General features: G+C 67.7%; 17 protein-coding genes and 3 pseudogenes. 1 reads left to right on the top strand and 19 read right to left on the bottom strand.

The features are described 5' to 3' along the window. Nucleotides 1–26: 26 nt before the first annotated feature. The 13 genes and pseudogenes from CRO48_RS26535 to CRO48_RS26480 all read right to left on the bottom strand — a co-directional run bounded on the left by CRO48_RS26535 (nt 27) and on the right by CRO48_RS26480 (nt 8210). Nucleotides 27–416, bottom strand: a complete 390-nt coding sequence (locus CRO48_RS26535) for a hypothetical protein (protein WP_097142773.1) — start codon at nt 414–416, stop codon at nt 27–29. A 105-nt stretch (nt 417–521) separates the two neighbouring features. Continuing rightward, nucleotides 522–704 (bottom strand): hypothetical protein, encoded by a 183-nt coding sequence (locus tag CRO48_RS33050; RefSeq protein ID WP_197717546.1) that lies wholly within the window; start codon nt 702–704, stop codon nt 522–524. Continuing rightward, complete coding sequence (locus tag CRO48_RS33045; RefSeq protein ID WP_197717547.1) at nt 701–841, bottom strand: hypothetical protein; 141 nt, start codon at nt 839–841, stop codon at nt 701–703. The genes CRO48_RS33050 and CRO48_RS33045 overlap by 4 nt, the downstream gene beginning before the upstream one ends. A 62-nt stretch (nt 842–903) precedes the next feature. Next, entirely contained in the window at nt 904–1308 is a 405-nt protein-coding gene (locus tag CRO48_RS26525) for a hypothetical protein (protein WP_097142772.1), read from the bottom strand. Between the two features lie 95 nt (nt 1309–1403). Next, nucleotides 1404–1697: pseudogene (locus tag CRO48_RS33645) on the bottom strand (A1S_2505 family phage non-structural protein); the annotation flags it as partial. Between the two features lie 203 nt (nt 1698–1900). Next, the gene (locus CRO48_RS26515; RefSeq protein WP_097142771.1) at nt 1901–2677 is read right to left on the bottom strand and encodes a hypothetical protein; all 777 of its coding nucleotides are present in this window, start codon (nt 2675–2677) and stop codon (nt 1901–1903) included. Then, the gene (locus CRO48_RS26510) at nt 2677–3048 is read right to left on the bottom strand and encodes a DUF2958 domain-containing protein (protein ID WP_097142770.1); all 372 of its coding nucleotides are present in this window, start codon (nt 3046–3048) and stop codon (nt 2677–2679) included. Before CRO48_RS26510 ends, CRO48_RS26515 begins: the two co-directional genes overlap by 1 nt. Next, nucleotides 3045–3290: pseudogene (locus CRO48_RS26505) on the bottom strand (zincin-like metallopeptidase domain-containing protein); the annotation flags it as partial. The gene CRO48_RS26510 and the pseudogene CRO48_RS26505, both read right to left, overlap by 4 nt. A gap of 232 nt (nt 3291–3522) precedes the next feature. Next, nucleotides 3523–4869, bottom strand: a complete 1347-nt coding sequence (locus tag CRO48_RS26500; protein WP_012112814.1) for a dihydrolipoyl dehydrogenase family protein — start codon at nt 4867–4869, stop codon at nt 3523–3525. Nucleotides 4870–4916: 47 nt separating this feature from the next. Continuing rightward, nucleotides 4917–7220 (bottom strand): bifunctional organomercurial lyase/mercury(II) reductase MerBA, encoded by a 2304-nt coding sequence (merBA, locus tag CRO48_RS26495; RefSeq protein WP_012112815.1) that lies wholly within the window; start codon nt 7218–7220, stop codon nt 4917–4919. Further along, a complete protein-coding gene (locus tag CRO48_RS26490) occupies nt 7217–7465 on the bottom strand; it encodes a hypothetical protein (RefSeq protein WP_036742955.1) in 249 nt (82 codons plus the stop codon). The genes merBA and CRO48_RS26490 overlap by 4 nt, the downstream gene beginning before the upstream one ends. Nucleotide 7466: 1 nt before the next feature. After that, nucleotides 7467–7763 carry a heavy-metal-associated domain-containing protein gene (locus tag CRO48_RS26485; RefSeq protein ID WP_012112816.1) on the bottom strand — a complete coding sequence of 99 codons (297 nt, stop codon included), beginning with the start codon at nt 7761–7763 and terminating at the stop codon, nt 7467–7469. Between the two features lie 21 nt (nt 7764–7784). Then, a complete protein-coding gene (locus CRO48_RS26480; RefSeq protein WP_039194744.1) occupies nt 7785–8210 on the bottom strand; it encodes a mercuric transporter MerT family protein in 426 nt (141 codons plus the stop codon). 86 nt (nt 8211–8296) lie between these two features. On the opposite strand from CRO48_RS26480, the gene CRO48_RS26475 reads away from it, so the two are divergent. Next, nucleotides 8297–8725 carry a MerR family transcriptional regulator gene (locus CRO48_RS26475; protein ID WP_012112818.1) on the top strand — a complete coding sequence of 143 codons (429 nt, stop codon included), beginning with the start codon at nt 8297–8299 and terminating at the stop codon, nt 8723–8725. A gap of 16 nt (nt 8726–8741) precedes the next feature. Here CRO48_RS26475 and CRO48_RS26470 read toward each other — a convergent pair whose 3' ends face one another. From CRO48_RS26470 to CRO48_RS26445, 6 genes and pseudogenes are all read right to left on the bottom strand, one after another. Next, complete coding sequence (locus tag CRO48_RS26470) at nt 8742–9668, bottom strand: ArdC family protein (RefSeq protein WP_012112819.1); 927 nt, start codon at nt 9666–9668, stop codon at nt 8742–8744. A gap of 216 nt (nt 9669–9884) precedes the next feature. Continuing rightward, nucleotides 9885–10325: a hypothetical protein gene (locus tag CRO48_RS26465; protein ID WP_012112820.1), complete on the bottom strand. Its 441-nt coding sequence runs from the start codon at nt 10323–10325 to the stop codon at nt 9885–9887. After that, nucleotides 10322–12487, bottom strand: coding sequence for a hypothetical protein (locus CRO48_RS26460; RefSeq protein WP_097142768.1), 2166 nt, complete (start codon nt 12485–12487; stop codon nt 10322–10324). Before CRO48_RS26460 ends, CRO48_RS26465 begins: the two co-directional genes overlap by 4 nt. Beyond that, a complete protein-coding gene (locus tag CRO48_RS26455) occupies nt 12484–14325 on the bottom strand; it encodes a hypothetical protein (protein ID WP_012112822.1) in 1842 nt (613 codons plus the stop codon). Before CRO48_RS26455 ends, CRO48_RS26460 begins: the two co-directional genes overlap by 4 nt. Next, nucleotides 14322–15677: a tyrosine-type recombinase/integrase gene (locus CRO48_RS26450; RefSeq protein ID WP_245283067.1), complete on the bottom strand. Its 1356-nt coding sequence runs from the start codon at nt 15675–15677 to the stop codon at nt 14322–14324. The genes CRO48_RS26455 and CRO48_RS26450 overlap by 4 nt, the downstream gene beginning before the upstream one ends. A 329-nt stretch (nt 15678–16006) precedes the next feature. After that, a pseudogene (locus CRO48_RS26445) lies at nt 16007–16744 on the bottom strand (ArdC family protein); the annotation flags it as partial. Between the last annotated feature and the right edge of the window lie 87 nt (nt 16745–16831).

The following is a 16831-nucleotide window of genomic DNA, read 5'->3' as shown; positions in this document are numbered from 1 at the left end:
GTCGAAATCCGGCATCTCCATCCCGGTCAGTCGGCGTCGACGACATCCCGCACGCGCGGGAAATCGCGGCGGTCGAAGACGGCGATCGGCCCGCGTTCCAAACGTTGGACCGCTCCCTCGATAAATGAGTGCTGCGGATTGAACCGATCCTGAAAGACGTTGACGGCGGCATCGTCATCTTCCGCTTCGACCTTCTGGACGAAGCAGACCCACATCGCGCGGCGCTGGCGGACAAGATAGCGGTTCGTCGGGGGGACGCACTCGAACACGTCGTTGATCTCACCGTCGATCCCGGCGCTCTCGAACTGCTCGACGGCATGGTCACGATCGTCGGCCTTGCAGAGCCAGAACCCGTTTTCGGAGCCGTAGCAGACGAGGTAGGTTTTCAGGCGCTCATGCGATAGGACGGTGCTCATCCGGTTATCTCCACGACGGGCGGCCGAGACCCTCTCTCGACCTTTCGACCCGTCACGAAAACCCCATCCCCTCTCTCGCTCTCGAACGCCGCCGCCCACGCCACGTCACCACGCGGGGAGCCGCGGCCGCGCCTCGTTCACCCCGTATTTCCGGCGGAGCGCCTTGATCGCCGCGTCCTGCCGGTCGATCCGGCGGCGCAGACGTTCGAGGTCAGGCCCGACCCTCTCCAGCAGCTCGCCCAGAACGCGGTGGTATTCCGCCTCGTCGGCGCCGGTCCATCGGCTCATATCGCCTCGGTCTCGGCGCGGCGGCGCAGGGCGTCCTCGGCTAAGCCGAGATTGCGCCGGGTTTCGGCGAGGGCTTGTTCCATGCGCGCAAGGGCCGCGCGTAGCGCGTCGCGGGTCATCATGGCAATCTCCATCATGGCTGGTCGCCGGGGCGGCTGGGCCGGCGGCGCGGTTAGGGGGAAGCGTTGCGGGAACGCTTTCAGCACTCGTCGGGATCGGCATCACGATCGCGGAAGCGCGGCGGTATCTCGTCCTCCGGCCCTTTCCAGAGGATGCGATCGCCTTCCCAGATCGTGACGAAGCCGCCGCCCTTCGATGGCGGCTTGGGCGGCGCGGGCTCGAAGTTGCGGCAACTGAAATTCGCGGCCGTGGCCGAGAAGGCCGGGATGTTGGAATTGCCGAGCAGCACGCGGTCGCATGTGCCGGTCGGGCGCTTGACGCGGCGGCGCGAGAGGCCGAGCCGGAAGAACTCGTGATCGCGTTCGAGATTTTCCGGCGGCGGCGTCCAGTGGCGGCAGTCGCGGCAGCGGCCCGGCCTGTCCGGCGCGGGATCGTCGAGCGGAGGCCCGCCATTGTGGCCGGGCGGAGGGGAACGGTCAGCCATAACGCAGCCTTCCCCGGCGCGGCGAGCACGGTGCGGAAGGTGTCCGGCAGGAACACGTTCGCGGGCAATCCGGCGAACATCGGCGCGATCTGCTCCGGGCGATAGCCGGCCAGGCCGTAGCCGATCGGCGTGACCTCGAAACGCAGGTCCGGCCGGCGTCGGGCGTAGCCGAGGAAGTCGGCGACATGGCCGTGGATCACCTCAAGCGGCAGGACGCGCAGATGACGATCCTTCGTCGGGATCGCATAGGCGTTGCCCTGGGGGCCGACGCCGCGGCCGTGGATCGCGCCACGGTGCTGGCGCGCCCACAGCGCCGCGCCCTTGCCGTGGCGGCCCGCGAGGTTGGACCCGAAGACGAAGACGGATGGGGTGGAAGTCGGGACAGGCATGGGAAGCTCCTGGCTGTTGCCGCTCGCCGTGAGCGGTAGGGCTCCGAGGGACCGCCGGAATCCCGGACAGTCACCAGAGCGGGCGCCCGCGGGCGGCTGCGATGGGGAACGGCAAGGCCGTTGACTTTGCGGGGGCTGCGGCGGCACGCCGGGAGAACAACGCGCATGGCGCGCGACAGCGGCCGGCAGGCCGATCGGGAGCGTCATGCCGCCCTCCCGCTCGTCGTCCGTCCGGGCCGTGCCGCCCGCCGAACGACGACGGGCCGCGTGTCGGCCGCCTGGGCGATGCGCTCGATCGTGGCGAGATCCGCGTCCGAGCAGCCGCCCGTCACCTCGATCTCGAAGTAGTGGCCGCCGCTGCCGACCTTGGAGTCGCGCAGGCGATGGTTCGACGAGGTGTAGAAGCTCTCGTGCCGCTCGACGAGACGGACGCGCGAGCGCAGGAAGAGGATGCCGGAGCCAAGATTGCCGCAGAACAGCAGCTCGTCGGCCTCCGTCGTCTTCGGGCCGCCGCCGACCTTGCGCTGGCCGATCTGGCGGAAAGCTGCGTCGAAGCTTGACGGGTCCGGCGTCGTCCGCGCCTTCAGCGCCGCATGGAACTTCCAGGGCGGCCGGTGCGGATCGACGCGGCCGACGTCGATCTGATGGAGCAGGTCCGCGAAACAGGCGGGATCGGCCGGATATGGGCAATCGCGCCAGATCTCGCGTACCGTGCGCCGCAGCGCGTCGGGCAGCGCGAAGAGGCGGGCGCGGGCCTTGCGCCAGGTCTCCGCCCACATGCGGCGGCGCTCCCGCTCGGCCTCGTCCCACCAGACGGCGCGGCGGGCCATTTCCTCGTCGACGCCGCGCTGGCCGGCGGCGATCTGATCGGCGAAGAGGGGCAGCGCCTCGCGTTCGAGGCGCTGCTTGCGGAGGAACGCCGCGCGCTTGCGCGACGTGTCATTGTAGGGTTCCGGCCTGTGCCAGCGGCGGAAGCGCATCACGAGCCCTCCCGCGCCGCGCGGCGGGCGCGATAGAGAATGCGTTCCGCCGCCCGGATGCTGCCGACCTCGATGGCGGCCTCGGCCCAGACCGAAAGCGGATAGTCGCCGGTAAAGAGGATGTCGCGCTCGATCCCCATGCTCCACGGCAGGTCCAGCGAGGTCATCTCCGAGAGCGAGAACGATCCGATCTCGGGCTCCCCGAAGTCGGCGAGGCCGTAGAGAAGGTCGCCGTCTTCATCCAGCTCGGTCGCCAGCCAGACGCCTTCGCCGAGCGGGTTGAAGAGTTTGACCACCGGCACATGGTCGGCGCCGTGGTCGCGGCCATTGGCCAGGAGCTGCGCCCGCTGTTCGTCGGTCAGAAGAATCATGCCGCCCTCCTGTCGATCTCGGCCGCGCCGATGTCGGCGTCGTCGCCGTCCTCGACATCGCCGGGGTCCGGCAGGAAGCCGAGCAGCCAGTCGGCGGCCTTGCTCGCCTGCGAGGCGGCGCGCACGATGGCGCGGTTGTCCTCGCGCAGCACGTCCAGCCAGGAGCCGATATAATCGGCATGGCGAACCGTCGGCACGATGCCGAGCGTCGCGCAGCAGAACGCGGCGGTGATCTCCGCGACTTATCTGAACAGTCAAGCTGTCTCAGCGGACTTTCATCAGCCGAAACCAGCCGATCTGGCGGCGTTGCGCGGTTTTAGAACGGGTGAGACACTCGGGAGTATCTGGAGGGCTGCTCTTCGCATTGCGGTTCGTGGTTTTTACGACTGCTCAGCGAACCGAATGCGACTGGTGAAGGGATTTCTTTCGTGCAGACTGCTCCGCGGCCGTACCGGTCGACCACCTCACTTACGCTCAAAGCATCTCGCCGATATCTGACGCGCCGCTGGGATATGCGAACATGGTGGTCTTCAACTGCTCTGCCGTCAGCCCTTGCCTGATCGCCAGTGCAAAGATGTTGATCACTTCGTCAGCGTGCGGACCGACAAGATGGGCGCCGAGGATGCGGTCAGTGTCCGCGTCGACCAACGTTTTGAAGCCATACACCGTCTCGGCCTGCTGGCGTGCGGTGAACCAGCCGTCCACGCGCTCGGTCTTTACGCGAACGTTCAGGCCTTTCTCACGCGCCTTGGCTTCGCTCATGCCGACGGCTGCGATCGGCGGGATGGTGAAGGCGACACTCGGAACGCCTGTGTATTCAGGCCTGACCGTGTTGCCGTTGAGCAGGTTCGCCGAGACTACCTTCGCGTCATGGCTTGATACCGGAGTGAGCGGCGGTCCTAGGCCGGCGGCATCACCTGCTGCGTAGACCGCGGGGTTGGAGACGCTTTGCAAAAATCCGTTCAACGCCAGCCGCCCGTTATGGTGCTTTACGCTCCCGGCATCGAGATCGAGCGTCGCGAGCGCCGGCGCCCGACCCGCGGCATGGACGACCAGATCTGCGTCCATATCGAGTTCGCCGTCAGGACAGTCCGCCCGGACGCGATAGCCGTCTGATACCTTCTCAATGGCGGTCACCCCTGCCTGTGTGCGGACATTGATGCCGCGCTCGCTGAACTTGTCCATCAGCCAGCCGACGAGATCGGGGTCGAATTGCTTGAGCATTCGCTTCCCGTGCTGAAGAATTGTGACCTGTGCTCCGGCGCGCGCCGCGATGTGCGAAAACTCGGCCGCGATATAACCGCCGCCGACAAGGACGATGCGTTCAGGCAGGCTCTCCAGTTCCAGGAAGCCTTCATTGGTGATCAGGTGCTGCTCGCCCGGAATGCCGAGCGGCACGGCCTCGGCGCCGGCGGCGATCACGATACGGTCCGCCTCGATCCTCTCTCCTCCGAACTCGAGCGCATTCGGGCCGATAAAGCGAACGTGACCGTGGAAGGCGTGAATCCCTTTGTCGGCAAAGGCTTTCTCACGCTTCTGCGGTACCGGATCGGTGAAGCTGCGCTTGAAGGCCATCAGTCCCGTCCAATCGAGCGTCGCGTCCCCTTCGATTCCACGTCCGCTCATGCGCCAGGCGTGATCAGCCGCCTCGGCGCCGCCGACCATCATCTTCTTCGGATCGCAACCGCGCAAGGCGCAGGTGCCCCCGAAGGGCCGGAAGTCCGCGACGGCGACGCTCCAGCCAGCCGCACGAACCCTGTGTGCTGTTACGATCGCAGCCGTTCCCGTGCCGATGATCGCAAGGTCATATCTCTTCGCCACTAGATCTCCTCCAACATTGTCACGTTCGACATCCGAGCCTTCACGGCTCAGCCGGCGCAGCATGAGAGCTTCGCCACGTCCTTGTCGAAGGCAAGAGCCGCGAGCTTCAGGCCCTCAACGGTGGTGAGATACGGAAAGAGCGTATCCGCGAGGTCGTCGACGGTGAGGCCGTGCCGGATTGCCAGGGCCGCCGTCTGGATGCTGTCGGCTCCCTCCGGTGCGAGGATATGCGCCCCGAGCAGCCGGCCGCTGCCAGCGTCGGCGACGAGCTTGATGAGCCCGCGTGTGTCTCGGGCGGCAATCGCGCGCGGCACCTGGTCGAGACCGATCGTGGAGACACGGACGGCGTGGCCGGCGGTCCGCGCAGCCGCCTCTGTCAGCCCGACGCTCGCCACCTGCGGATCGGTGAAGACGATGGCCGGCATGGCACTGTTGTCGTAGCGCAGGCTGTCGCCGTTGAGGGCGTTCTTCGCCGCGAGCTTGGCACCGTAGGCGGCCATGTAGACGAACTGATCGTGACCGGTGACGTCGCCGGCAGCGTACACGCCCGATCTTGTCGTGCGCATGCGGTCATCGACGAAGATGCCGCCCTTCGGCGAGAGAGCGATCCCATGCTCGGCGAGCCCGAGACCTTCGATATTGGGCGCGCGGCCCGTCGCCACGAGCACCTGATCGGCGTCGATCGTGACGTCCTTGCCGTCGCGATGGACAGTGAGTGCAACACCGTCCGCGGTCTTGCGGATCGTCCGGTACGTGATGCCGGAAATCACCGCGATGCTCTCGTCCATGAAATACCCCGTCAGCGCCGTGCCGATCTCGGGTTCGGCCTCCGGAAGGAGACGCGAGCGGCACACCAGCGTCACCTCGACGCCGGCGCGGGCGAACATCTGGGCGAGTTCGGCCCCGATATAGCCGCCGCCGATCACGAGCAGAGATCGGGGCAGCGCCTCGAGATCAAGCGCCGTCGTGCTCGTCAGGTATGGCACGGTCTCGATGCCGGGGATGACAGGGACGGCCGGTCGCGCGCCGGTCGCGATGATGATCTTGCCGGCTGAGACAAACGTGCCGTCCACCTGGACGCCGCCGTCCACGATGCGCGCCGGCCCTTCGCGATAGGCGATGCCGTTGTAAGCCGGGAGCAGGTCGGCGTACTTGGCCTGACGTAGCTCCGAAACCAGCGCGTCCTTCTGACGGACGGTTCCGCCCCAGTCGGTCAGTTCGGCCTCGGCCGTGATGCCGGCGAAACGTGCCGCGGCTCGGGCATTGTGGAGCGTCTCGGCGGCGCGGATCAGCGTCTTCGACGGCACGCAACCGATATTGACGCAGGTGCCGCCGATGGTGCCGCTGCCGATGAGGGCCACCTGGGCGCCCTGATCGGCTGCCGTGATCGCGGCCGAGAAGCCGGCCGAGCCGGCGCCGATGATGGCAAGGTCGTAGGAACCATTGTTGCGGCCATTCGTGCCAAGGCGCCGATGCGTCACGGGCCTGTCCGGCGATGCCGTATCGCCCGACGATTGAGGCTCACCTTGTGTCTCGGCCGCGTTGTTGCCGTGGCCGGCGATTGTGCCGATTCCGGCAAGGCTGGGCCCGAAGATCGCCCGACCTGCTTCGAGAGCTTCCTCGATCGACAGCCGGAATCCCGGCTCGTCTGCAGGACGCTGCCGGCGCCACGCGGCGAGGTGATCGTCGGAACAGAAGAAGGATGTTGCAGTGCACAGCGAGTTCGCAGCGCATCCGCCTTCGTAATGGACGCTGAGCCATACGACGGCCGTCGTCGGCTCAACGTCGGCCAGAGCCCGGCCCCGTTCCTGCGTGGTGATCCGGACCGGCGCGCCGCAGTGGCGGCAGCGCGAGACGATCGAGATGTCTTGGTCGGTCATAGCGCCGATGCCGAGCGCGTCGACCGCGCACATCGCAGTAAGAGTGCGTCCGTCCAGTGTGACCCGGTGGCCGGTGTCGCGGTCGGTGAAGGGATACGCGCCGACAATCATGTCGCCATCGAGTACGACGAGGTCGCGACGGCGGAGCTCTTCGAGCAGCGCACGGACGGCTTCCTCGCTCAGCCCCGCACGCTTGGCAAGCGCGCTTGGGGTCGGGGCTCGCCCGTGTTCGGCGTAGAGCTGTAGCAACGCAACGCGCACGCGATCCGTGGCCGCCTCGTAGCCGCTCCAGCGGTTGAGCACATGGTCGGAGCCGACCATGGCCAGCAGGGCCTCCTTCACCACGGGTGACGAAACCACCGACCAGTCCGGAAACGTCACACCCGGCCGCACGGCCAAGCTCGGCACCGTTGCGGATGTAGAAACCGTCGCCTTGTCGCGGGACGCGGAGGATGTGCAGCAATCGTTCATGGCTTCAGGCCTTCATTCAGAATCTTCGTGTTGGAACAGACGACCTTTGCACGGCGATGATGGATGCCGCAGGCGACAAGCCCGAGGCCCGCGGCGATCAGGGAAAGCACGACCAGACCCGAACCCGTCAACCACGCGCCGAGGCCGGCCAGCGGCGGGGGCACGGCAAGGAGTGGCGCCGCGCAGCAGATCGCAACGACAATGGCGCCTGCGGCGCCGGTGCGGATCAGGGCGCGGTCATGCATGTCAACTGCCTTGCTCCTGCGTCGGGCGGGCCGGATAGCCGGCATTCATGCTGGCGGCCGCGATGGCATCCGGGGTCGTCTGCGCGTCGTCGAAGGTCACGGTCGCGGTCTTGGCTTCGAACGAGACGGCCACCGTCGAGACCCCGGGGACCGCCGCCATCGAGGTCTTCACGATGTAGGGGCAGGAGGCGCAGGTCATGTTGTCGATGGCGAAGGTGACTGTGCGTTCGGTAGCGAACACGGCAGGCGCGGTCATCACCGACATGATCAAAGCAAGAGCACTCAAACTCTTCTTCATGGGACGGGTCTCCTCTTGGTGTCAGGCGGAAAGCAGCAGCGGGGCGACGTAGTCGAATGCGAAGGCGGCCGCGACGAGCACCGTCGCAAACCAGAGCGCGATCTGGACAATGCGGCTGGGGATCGGGCGCGCGCAGGCAGCATCCTCGGCGCAGGCCCGCCTCGGCTTCCAGTAGACGAGATAGAAGCCGTAGCCGAGAACGCCCGTCGTCCCGGCGACGAAGAGCGGCTTGTAGGGCGCGAGCGCCGTCAGATTGCCGATCCAGGCGCCACCAATGCCTAGGCTAAACAGGATGAGCGGGACGATGCAGCACGAGGAGGCGGCAAGCGCGCCGAGAATGCCGCCGACGGCGACCAGGCGCTGCCGTCCGACTTCGGCTCGGTCCGACGCGAGCACGTCGGTCGTGGCGGACGTCATGCCCGCCGTGCTGGGTCGCGATATATCCATGTCCGATCTCGCTTTCCTTGCCGAAATCCTCATTGCGCAGTACCATGCGGTCTGTAGCAACTACAGGGTCAAGAGGGATTTTTGCGATGCGCGATCACGCTGGCGTGAAGGGCCTGCAGCGGGCTGAGCTCGCCCGGCGGACGGGCAGCAATCTGGAGACTGTGCGCTACTACGAGAAGGTCGGGCTCCTGCCCGAGCCACCGCGCACGGCGGCCGGCTACCGCAGCTACGACACGACGCACGAGCGGCGCCTTCGCTTTGTGCTGCGGGCACGCGAGCTCGGCTTCTCACTCGACGAAATCCGCGAGCTGTTGCGCCTGGTCGACGAACGCGACCAGCCCTGCGCCGAGGCAAGCGCGGTCGCCGCCGCGCATCTCGACGATGTGCGGGCGAAGATCGCTGACCTGAAGCGCATGGAGCGGGTGCTCAAGGACGTCGTCGCGCAATGCGCCGACGGCACGCGGCCGGAATGTCCGCTGATTGAGGCGCTGTTCCGGGAGCGAACTGTCAACTGATCGGGTCGAGGAGCGCCTATGCGGCGCCCCTGACGTCGTTCCGGCAAGCGTTGCCCTGCTGGGCGTGCAGCCAGTCGGCGATCTGCTGCGCCTTGGCTGCGGCGGTGAAGATCGCGCGCTTGTCGGAGCGAAGCACCTCGAGCCAGGAGGCGATATAGCTGGCGTGGTCGGGCCGCGGCTCGACGCTGAGATGGAGGTCGGCGCAGATCATGGCGCTCAGGAGCTCGACCGTGCATTCCTCCATAGCATAGGCGGCCGAGCCGAACCGTCCGGAGAGATCACGGTCGAGGCGATGCCTGGCGCCGGAGGCGTGCCCGCATTCGTGGAGCAGCACGGCGTAATAGGCTGCGGCATCGCGGAAGCAGGCGAAGTCGGGCATCTGCACGTGGTCGGTGGATGGGCGGTAACAGGCCTGCGATCCGCCGTGGCGGATGTCGATGCCGAGCGCTGCGCAGAACCGTTCGGCCCGCTCGATGCGCTCGGCCTCGGGTAGCACCGGTATCTCGGGCGGCGTGTAGCCGTCGACCTGCGCGCAGTTGAAGACCGTGTAGCCGCGGGCGAACATGCGCCGGGCGGGCTCGTCGCGATCCTCGTCGCCGTCCTGTACGTCTGCCTTGCCGTGGCGATCGACGGTCTTCCAGAACACGACGAGGTGCCCGCGCTCGCCCTTGCGGACCTGGGCGCCGAGCGCCTGCCACTGGCGATAGGTGCCCCAGATGCCGGCGGGAAAGCCGGCGGCGTGCGCGGCGGCCCAGAGTGCGATGACGTTGACGCCACGATAGGCCTTGCGCGAGGCGACGTTGACGGGCGTAGTGATGGCCGATCCGTCGTGGTGCCAGGGCATCCGGTACTGGTCGGCGCCGGCCTCGATGGCGGCGATGATCTGGCTGGTGACACGCTCGTAGATGTCGTTCCGGGGCTGGGGTGTGCGATCGGTGGTCATGGCTGCCTCCTGTGTTCGCCCTCTCCGTCGAGGGCGAGGCGGCAGGGGCAGACGCGGGAAGCCGGGCCGTCACACCCTGTTCTCGGTGCTGGTGCGGAACAGGGTTGATGGGCCGGCAGCGTCTGCCACAACCCGAGCCCTGCCTCGACGGGCGAGCACGGGAGGCAGCCATGACCGGCGAGCGGCGCCTGGACCGGTCAGGATGAAGCGCGGCTGTCAGCCGGTGCCGTCCAGAGGCGGACGCCGCAACGGGACGACCCTGGCGTCCACGGATCGAGACAGCTCCGCTCGCAGACCTTCGATGACGGCATCTCGCTCGGCGAGCTGCAACGTCAGCATCTGGATGTGCTGCGCGAGCGTCCGGGTGAGCGCCCGCAGCTCCGCCATCTCGGCACCACGCACGGCGCGTAGTTCCGCTTCCAGAGCATGGATGCGTTCCTTGAGGGCCCTGGGCGACGATCGCCGCAGGCGGGCTTCGGCCGCGCGGAGCTCGGCGAGAAGATCGCCGGCCCGGTTCGCCGTCGCTCGGCTGACGCCGGCCTCGCGCGCCAGGTTGGCGACGGTCAGCGCCCCGTCGGTGCGTTCAGGGCGGCCGTCGAGCAACCGCTTCATGGCAGCCCTTAGCGCCGCTTGGCTCTTCGGCCCGAGCGCGGTCATGCGTCACCGTCCATGAGAGGCGCGATCAGCCGGCACTTGCGCTCGTTGTCCCGCAGGATCGCCGTGCGCTGCAGCGGCGATAGACGCCGGTCGGCCAGAAGCGCTTCGCCCTCGACGATCGAGGCATGCCACGGTTCGCGGTGCCGGGCGGTCAGGCAGGCGTTCGGGCACCGGTCGGGGCTGCAGCGCGATAGGGCCGGCGCCGTCCGCTCGGCATCTGGCGCGCCGGTGAGGCAGAGCGCGGTCGCTGCATCGAACAGGCAGTCGTTGAGGAAACCGACATGCAGGGTCCGCCCGAGATGGGCAACCATGGTGCGCAGCCGCTTGCGGTCCAAGATCCGGCCGGGAAGATCGCCAAGTTCCTCCTGCACGCGGCCGAACTCGCGTCGCAGTCGCGCAGCACCCGGTCCCGCCGGGCCTTCACGGCGAAGATAGGCCTCGTAATGGGCGACAATGTCGTCGAGCTGGCCGAGTGCACGTTCGCGCTCGATCGCCAAGCGGAAGTCGGCCTGCGCCGATCCGGCATAGCCTTCGAACATGGCGACCGAGGCGTGCTTGTACTGGATCTTGCCGGCGACCGTGCCGAACGGCCGGTTGGCGATGTACCAGGCGATCGTGCGTCGGAGCTGCCGGGTCGTAAACTTCCAAGGCTCGTCGCCGATGCGCGGAATCGCCGGCGCGGCCTCCGAGCGCGTGTCGAGGCCCTCGCGGAAAAGGTTGAGTGTCGGCGTTGCACCCATCCCGAGATGATCGTTGCTCCAGGGCCAGTCCTTCAGCGCCACCCACAAGGATGACAGTTCCTTCTCTCGGCGATTGCGTGCCGAGAGAACCTCCATCACCGCGACGGCGCGAGCGACGGGCTCGATCGTGATCCAGTCGGCCGTGACGCCGCGCGCGCCATGGCGCTTGTACACCGTGCTGCGCAGCCGGTACCGCTCGACCAGGCCGTCGGCGCTGCGCACCGGCGACACGCAACCCGGCTGCATCGCCTGCACCTCGCTGTCGCGCATGCCGGTGAGGTAGGCGCAGACGAGATAGCAGGCGCCCTGCAACATCCGTTCTTCGCGGGCGAGGCTGAGGCCGTCGAAGCGCTCGCGCCATGGCAGTCCGGTGTCCGGATCGATCGAGATCGGCGTATCGAGCCCGCCGATCTCGGTTCCGAGCTCGGCGGCTGCCTTCTCGATCAGTCGTGCAGTCGGCTCGGACTGGCTGATGCGGCCGCTCTGCGGAGCGCCGGCGTGAAGGCGCATCAGATGGAGATTGTAGGGCGGGGTCTCTTCGCCGGTGAGCGGGTCGATGCGGCGGGCCACATTGGGCGCGTGCTCCCAGATCGGCACGCCTCGGCCCATGGCCCGGCGCACGTCGAGCCACTTGGCCACGCGGGCGCGATAGTTCTTGGCCACGGCCCGTCCGGCCCGCGCGTCCCGCGCCATCAATCGGGCGCAGCGGGCTTCGAGAGCGTCAAGCTCGGCCCGCGCCGCGAGGATATCGGGCGCATAGACCTCGACATACTTGAGCGCCCAGCGCAGCATGGCGCCGATGACCGGCTCGGGAATGCGCGGCGTGGCGTTCTCGGCGGGCGCTGGCGGCCGGCCGGCAACGCGGTGCGCCGCACGTCCACGCCACGGCAGGAAACCGATGCCGCCGCCGGTTAGCCATGGCGCCAGGTGATGCAGGTCGATCGGCACCTCGACATACTTCACCGTCTCGTGAGGCGTTCGCCGTCCGCCGTCACGGGCATACGCCAGATAGGCGTCGAGCAGCGCCTGATCGATCCGGCTGAGATCGACGGCGCCAGTCCTTGCGCGGAGGAACGCGGCGAAATGCTGGATGTAGCGCAGCAGGCGGATCGCCGAGGTCGCGCCGCAGGGCGCCCGATATCCCGGCACATGGATGCGCAGGCGGGCGATCACGTACTCCTTCGCCAGCCGCCGCGTGACGGGATCGGCGATGCGGGCGAGGTTCAGCCGGTAATTGCTGTAGCGGGCGTTCACCCGGAAAATGGCGGCGCCCAGGTCCCAAAGATCGTCACCGAAGCGCGGAAGTCGCGTGCGGTCGGCATCGTCCCTGACCGCCACGCCGGCAAGCACGGGCTCGTCGTTGCCATAAATGGCCGAAGGCAGCGACGCGTGCTGCGGCAGCTTGATCGGTGCCGGCATCATGGCGCTCTCGCTTCGGGCGGCAGGTAGAGGAGCGCGGGGTCCGATGACCCAATCCGACGGGCTTCCTCGATCTCGGCGTCGGCGAACCGGGGCAGAATCTGTTCGGCGATGCGTCCGTGAACCCGGCCGAACTTGGCGATCCAGTCGGCTTCGCTCAGCACCTGCCGCTGCGCCCGGATGAAGTTGAGGAAGGCCAGGAGCGCGGGCACCTTGCGGGCGGTGACCACGGCATTGCTGCATTCGAGACACCCCCAGAAGGGGGACGGACAGGCCTCTCCCTCCGAGCCGAACGGGCTGTTGTAGAAGCCGCCGCAACTGGCGAGCCAGACGTCCTGCTCGCCGCCGAACAGCGCCTTGACCGCGGCGGCGCCGACAACGGGAAGGCCGGTCGCCTTGTCGGGATCGGTCTGGACGGCCGCTTCCTCCTCCGACGACAGGACACAGGGGGGGAACGCGGCGTCGAGCGCATCGGTCATGGCGTCGGCAATTGTCGCCTCGTGCAGATGACGAAGCGCGGGAATGTCGGCGTAGTGGTCGGCCGCGACCGCGACAGTGTGGCCGACGGCGAAGCGGTCGAGCTGGCCGCCCGTGCGCCGGTACCATGCCGCCTTATGCGTCTTGCGCAGGCGCGTCAGATTGAGGCGAAGGCGTTGGCCCCGCTCATCAAGGATGCCGTGCCGGCGCGTCCATGAAGCCGCGAGCTCCTTCATGCTGAGCACCCGAGGGGTCAGGCGGCCCCAGGCACAGTGCGCCCAGAGCGTGTCGGCGCCGAGCCGGCTTCTCGCCGGACCGGTCCACTGCAGCGCCTTGCGGATCAAGCCGCCCGGCGTCGAGGAACCGCCGTCGCGCACACGCAGCCGCTTCCACTCGGCGCCGCGCGCCCGACGCTTGCAATACTCGATCTCGACATAGCCGCCCGCCGGGTTCTTCAGGCAGTCCGCTCGCAAGCCCTTGATCGCTTCGATCTCCATGCCGGTGTCGAGCGAGATAAGCACGATGAGCGGCACGAGATCGGCGGCGATGAGATGCCGGCGGCCATGCAGATCGTGGATCAGGCGATCGTTCGGCAGGCCACTCTCGCGGCGGAGCGTGTAGAGTCGCTTGAAGAGAGGGTGCCTGTGCCCGATGACGCCTTCCGCGTCGATCACTTCCATTACCTGTTTGTGGGTTGCTGCCAGCGCCTTGCTCCGATCGGAATCCTCGACCGCCGGAATACGATCGGCCTCGCCCAAGCGGCGGATGATGGCGGCGAGATCGGTGCGCGCCGCCTTCCGCAATGCCGCGGCGACATCATCGCCATAGGCATCGCGCGGCCTGGCGCGCACGCCGGGCCGATCGCTCGTGTACATCAGCCGGCGTGAGGCATCGGGCGGCAGGTGGCTGGGCTCCGCGGCCTCGGCAAGCCGCAGCAGGTTGAGCACCTTGCTCATGCGGTGCAGGCGGTGATTGGGATGCAGGCCGCTCCCCTCCATCCAGGAATCGAAGCCGTCGATGCAGACGGCACTGACGTCGGAGAGACGGGCGACGTGCGATCCGGCGGAATCGAGATAGCGCCAAAATGTCTTGAGCGCATTGGCATAGGCGTAGGCCGTCGAGATCGAGCCGGCCGGACCACCGACCTGGCAGGCGCGCCAGAGCGCGCCGGCAAAGGTCCGCGCCAATGCCTTGCGGCCGGCGAGCATCGTCAGGTCGATCGTCTTGCTGCGATCCGCCAGCGTGACGGTAAAGCGCAGCGATGCGATCGCAGCGGCGGCCTCGCCCTCGGGATCGGGCAGCGCCTCGGGAAAGAGGGCGCGGCGACCCGGCCGCCGCACCGATGGAGCCGCCGCGGCGGTCATGCCGCGCCGCCAGCCGTGTCTTCGGCCCAGCGATCCGCGGCGGCCTCGACCAGCTCCTGCGCCTCGGCGAGGCTGTCGAGATAGATGTAGGTGCTGGTGATACTCGCATGCCCCAGCAGGTGCTGGAGCTTCTGCAGAGGATCGCCGAGAATCCGCCGATAGGCTGCGCCGTGCTGGTCCTGCGGATCGAACACGGATCCGATCTGCTCGCGGATCAGCATGGAGAGCATGTTGACGGCGAAGGTGTGCCGCAGCGTGTGTGGCGTCACCTCGACCTCGATGCCGAAACGGCGGCAGCGGGTGCAGGCCCGCCGAAAGGCAGCTTCCCAAGTCGCCGAGGGCACGGGCTTGCCGCCTTCAGTCAGCCAGAGCAAGGCATGCTGCGCCTGGCCGGGCGTGCCGACCAGCACGCGGCGGCGTTCGCCCAGCGTCAGACGGTCGAGCCGGACACGCTTGCCCGCCGCGTCTGTTGCCTTCCCGTCCTCCAGCATCAGCCAGAGCGGATCGGACACCGAAGGCTCTGAGCGCGCGGCAGAGACCGTGCGCTCGAGATCGACATAGTCGCCGATCAATCTCAGTACCCGGCGGGGAACGCGGATGCGCCGTGGTCGTCCGCCCTTGGCGATCGGACCGGGGAGATCGAACGGCACCGAGCGCGATTCGGGATCGGTCAGGCGCGGCAGCTCACTCAGCAGCAGACTGCCGGCCTCTGTCAGCCGCAGGCCGGTCGTGACGAGAAGCTCGGCAAACAACGCATTGCGCTCGCCGTTGCGGCCGCGCCACGTCGCGTCCTCCGAGCCGTCGGGAAGCCGGCCGCGCAATCCCACCTCGCGGAACAGCAGGTAGCGGCCAAGATCGATGTAACGGGTATCGTGGCGCCGCGCGGCGCGCTCGCGGGCACGGTTCGTCGTCACAGCGAGCACTGCGCGGCTACCGCCGGCCCTGCGAAGGGTGGCGCCGTAGCTGAAGGGCGAGATCGCAATGATTCCTTCCTCGACAGCCCAGCGATAGAGCTTGTCGAGCGCGGCAACGCTCCGGTTCCAGCTCGCAGCCGAGATGCGGTAGGGAGCTGCCGACAGCCGACGCGCCCGGTGAAAGGCCAGGACATCGTCGCGGCCGGCCTGCCAGACCGTCTTGCCGCCGCGCCGTTCGACAAGAAAGCGCGCCCAGACGAGAATGTCGCGGGCGTAGGAGCGCCACGTGTTCGGCGATCGCGCTCCCATAGCAGGACAGGCACGAAAGAACCGGTTGAGAGCGAGATCGTAGCTGCCGTCATCCATCAGGATGAACGGCATGCCGTGAATCAGCCCGGTGCGCTCGACCGCGTCGAGCGCACCGGGCGCGAGGCTCACTGCAAGGTCATCAAGGAAAAGCGGACGCGAAATAGTGTCAAGATCGGTAAAATACAAATGCACGCACGATACCCAAGCGGAGCGCCTTCGGCGCAACTTCATTGTTTAGAATGCGAGGGGTTCCCCTCGCGCTCTCCCGCTCGCCGCGTGGCAGGGGTGCAGGACTTAGCCTGCACCCCATGAACAGCTTGTCGTGCCGCCGCCGCGTCAAGCGTTGTCCTCGCTACGCTGCGGGAACGCTTGACCCGGACGTCTGAAGAGCTTCACCGGAGCCGTGGTGAGGCGCCTCCAATGCATGATTCTGAGACAGGATCACAGAGTCAGGATAAGGCCACCAGTTCCTCGAAGGCGTATTTCTTGGTGCCGAAGGAGCCGGAGAAATCGCGGGCGAGGCGCGAGGGATGGCCCGTCGCGTGGCCCATCTCGTGCAGGGCCGTGCGATGCCAGTTGATCGGCTCGTGATAGGCTTGCGGCGGCGGGACCATCACGAAGTCCTGCGAGGGGACATAGAAGGCGCGGTTGCCGCCGATGCGGAAGTCGATGCCGGTCGCCCGGATCAGCGCCTCGACGGTCGGCTCGATCAGGCCGGGAGGGGGTGGCGGCGCGACGGCGGCGATCTCCTCGGGCAGACCCTCGCACTGGGCCGCGTTGAACACCGTGAACCTTTTCAGGAAGGGGATGGCGTGGGCTTCCTCGCCGGTTTCGCGGGCGCGCCGCTTTTCGTCCTCGGGGGTGAAGCGGTCGGCATAGACGACGGTGATGCCGCGTTCGCCCTTCATCACGTTGCCGCCGAGCGACAGCGCCTGGCGAAAGGTGAGCCAGCTTTGTCCTGGGAAGCCGCGCTCGATCACGGCGCCCCAGAGGATCAGGACATTGATGCCGGAATAGCGCCGGCCGGTGGCGGCGTTCTGCGGCATGGCGAGCGGTGCGCCGGCGGCGGGCGTTCCCCAGGGCTGGACCCAGGGAAAGCGGCCCGCCTCGAGATCGGCGATGATCTTGCCGGTGATGTCGTCGTAAAGGTTGGTCCGGTCCTTGGCCGGACGTGGGGCGCGGTCGTGTCTGGACATCGCGGTTCTCCGCGACGGGCGCCGGAGACCTCTTCTCCAGCCCTCAACCCGTCACGGCCAATCGGCCCGCACTCTCACTCTCAGGGG

It is taken from the genome of Rhizobium subbaraonis (assembly GCF_900220975.1).
Taxonomy (GTDB): domain Bacteria; phylum Pseudomonadota; class Alphaproteobacteria; order Rhizobiales; family Rhizobiaceae; genus Mycoplana; species Mycoplana subbaraonis.
Note: the sequence above shows the minus strand (reverse complement) of the source record. Positions and strands in the feature narration are given on the sequence as shown.

Excerpts from the sequence above, each read along its gene's own strand:
- CRO48_RS26535 (WP_097142773.1), bottom strand. The coding sequence starts at position 416 with ATGAGCACCGTCCTATCGCATGAGCGCCTGAAAACCTACCTCGTCTGC.
- CRO48_RS33050 (WP_197717546.1), bottom strand. The coding sequence starts at position 704 with ATGAGCCGATGGACCGGCGCCGACGAGGCGGAATACCACCGCGTTCTG.
- CRO48_RS33045 (WP_197717547.1), bottom strand. The coding sequence starts at position 841 with ATGATGGAGATTGCCATGATGACCCGCGACGCGCTACGCGCGGCCCTT.
- CRO48_RS26525 (WP_097142772.1), bottom strand. The coding sequence starts at position 1,308 with ATGGCTGACCGTTCCCCTCCGCCCGGCCACAATGGCGGGCCTCCGCTC.
- CRO48_RS26515 (WP_097142771.1), bottom strand. The coding sequence starts at position 2,677 with ATGCGCTTCCGCCGCTGGCACAGGCCGGAACCCTACAATGACACGTCG.
- CRO48_RS26510 (WP_097142770.1), bottom strand. The coding sequence starts at position 3,048 with ATGATTCTTCTGACCGACGAACAGCGGGCGCAGCTCCTGGCCAATGGC.
- merBA (WP_012112815.1), bottom strand. The coding sequence starts at position 7,220 with ATGAACGATTGCTGCACATCCTCCGCGTCCCGCGACAAGGCGACGGTT.
- CRO48_RS26490 (WP_036742955.1), bottom strand. The coding sequence starts at position 7,465 with ATGCATGACCGCGCCCTGATCCGCACCGGCGCCGCAGGCGCCATTGTC.
- CRO48_RS26485 (WP_012112816.1), bottom strand. The coding sequence starts at position 7,763 with ATGAAGAAGAGTTTGAGTGCTCTTGCTTTGATCATGTCGGTGATGACC.
- CRO48_RS26480 (WP_039194744.1), bottom strand. The coding sequence starts at position 8,210 with ATGGATATATCGCGACCCAGCACGGCGGGCATGACGTCCGCCACGACC.
- CRO48_RS26475 (WP_012112818.1), top strand. The coding sequence starts at position 8,297 with ATGCGCGATCACGCTGGCGTGAAGGGCCTGCAGCGGGCTGAGCTCGCC.
- CRO48_RS26470 (WP_012112819.1), bottom strand. The coding sequence starts at position 9,668 with ATGACCACCGATCGCACACCCCAGCCCCGGAACGACATCTACGAGCGT.
- CRO48_RS26465 (WP_012112820.1), bottom strand. The coding sequence starts at position 10,325 with ATGACCGCGCTCGGGCCGAAGAGCCAAGCGGCGCTAAGGGCTGCCATG.
- CRO48_RS26460 (WP_097142768.1), bottom strand. The coding sequence starts at position 12,487 with ATGATGCCGGCACCGATCAAGCTGCCGCAGCACGCGTCGCTGCCTTCG.
- CRO48_RS26455 (WP_012112822.1), bottom strand. The coding sequence starts at position 14,325 with ATGACCGCCGCGGCGGCTCCATCGGTGCGGCGGCCGGGTCGCCGCGCC.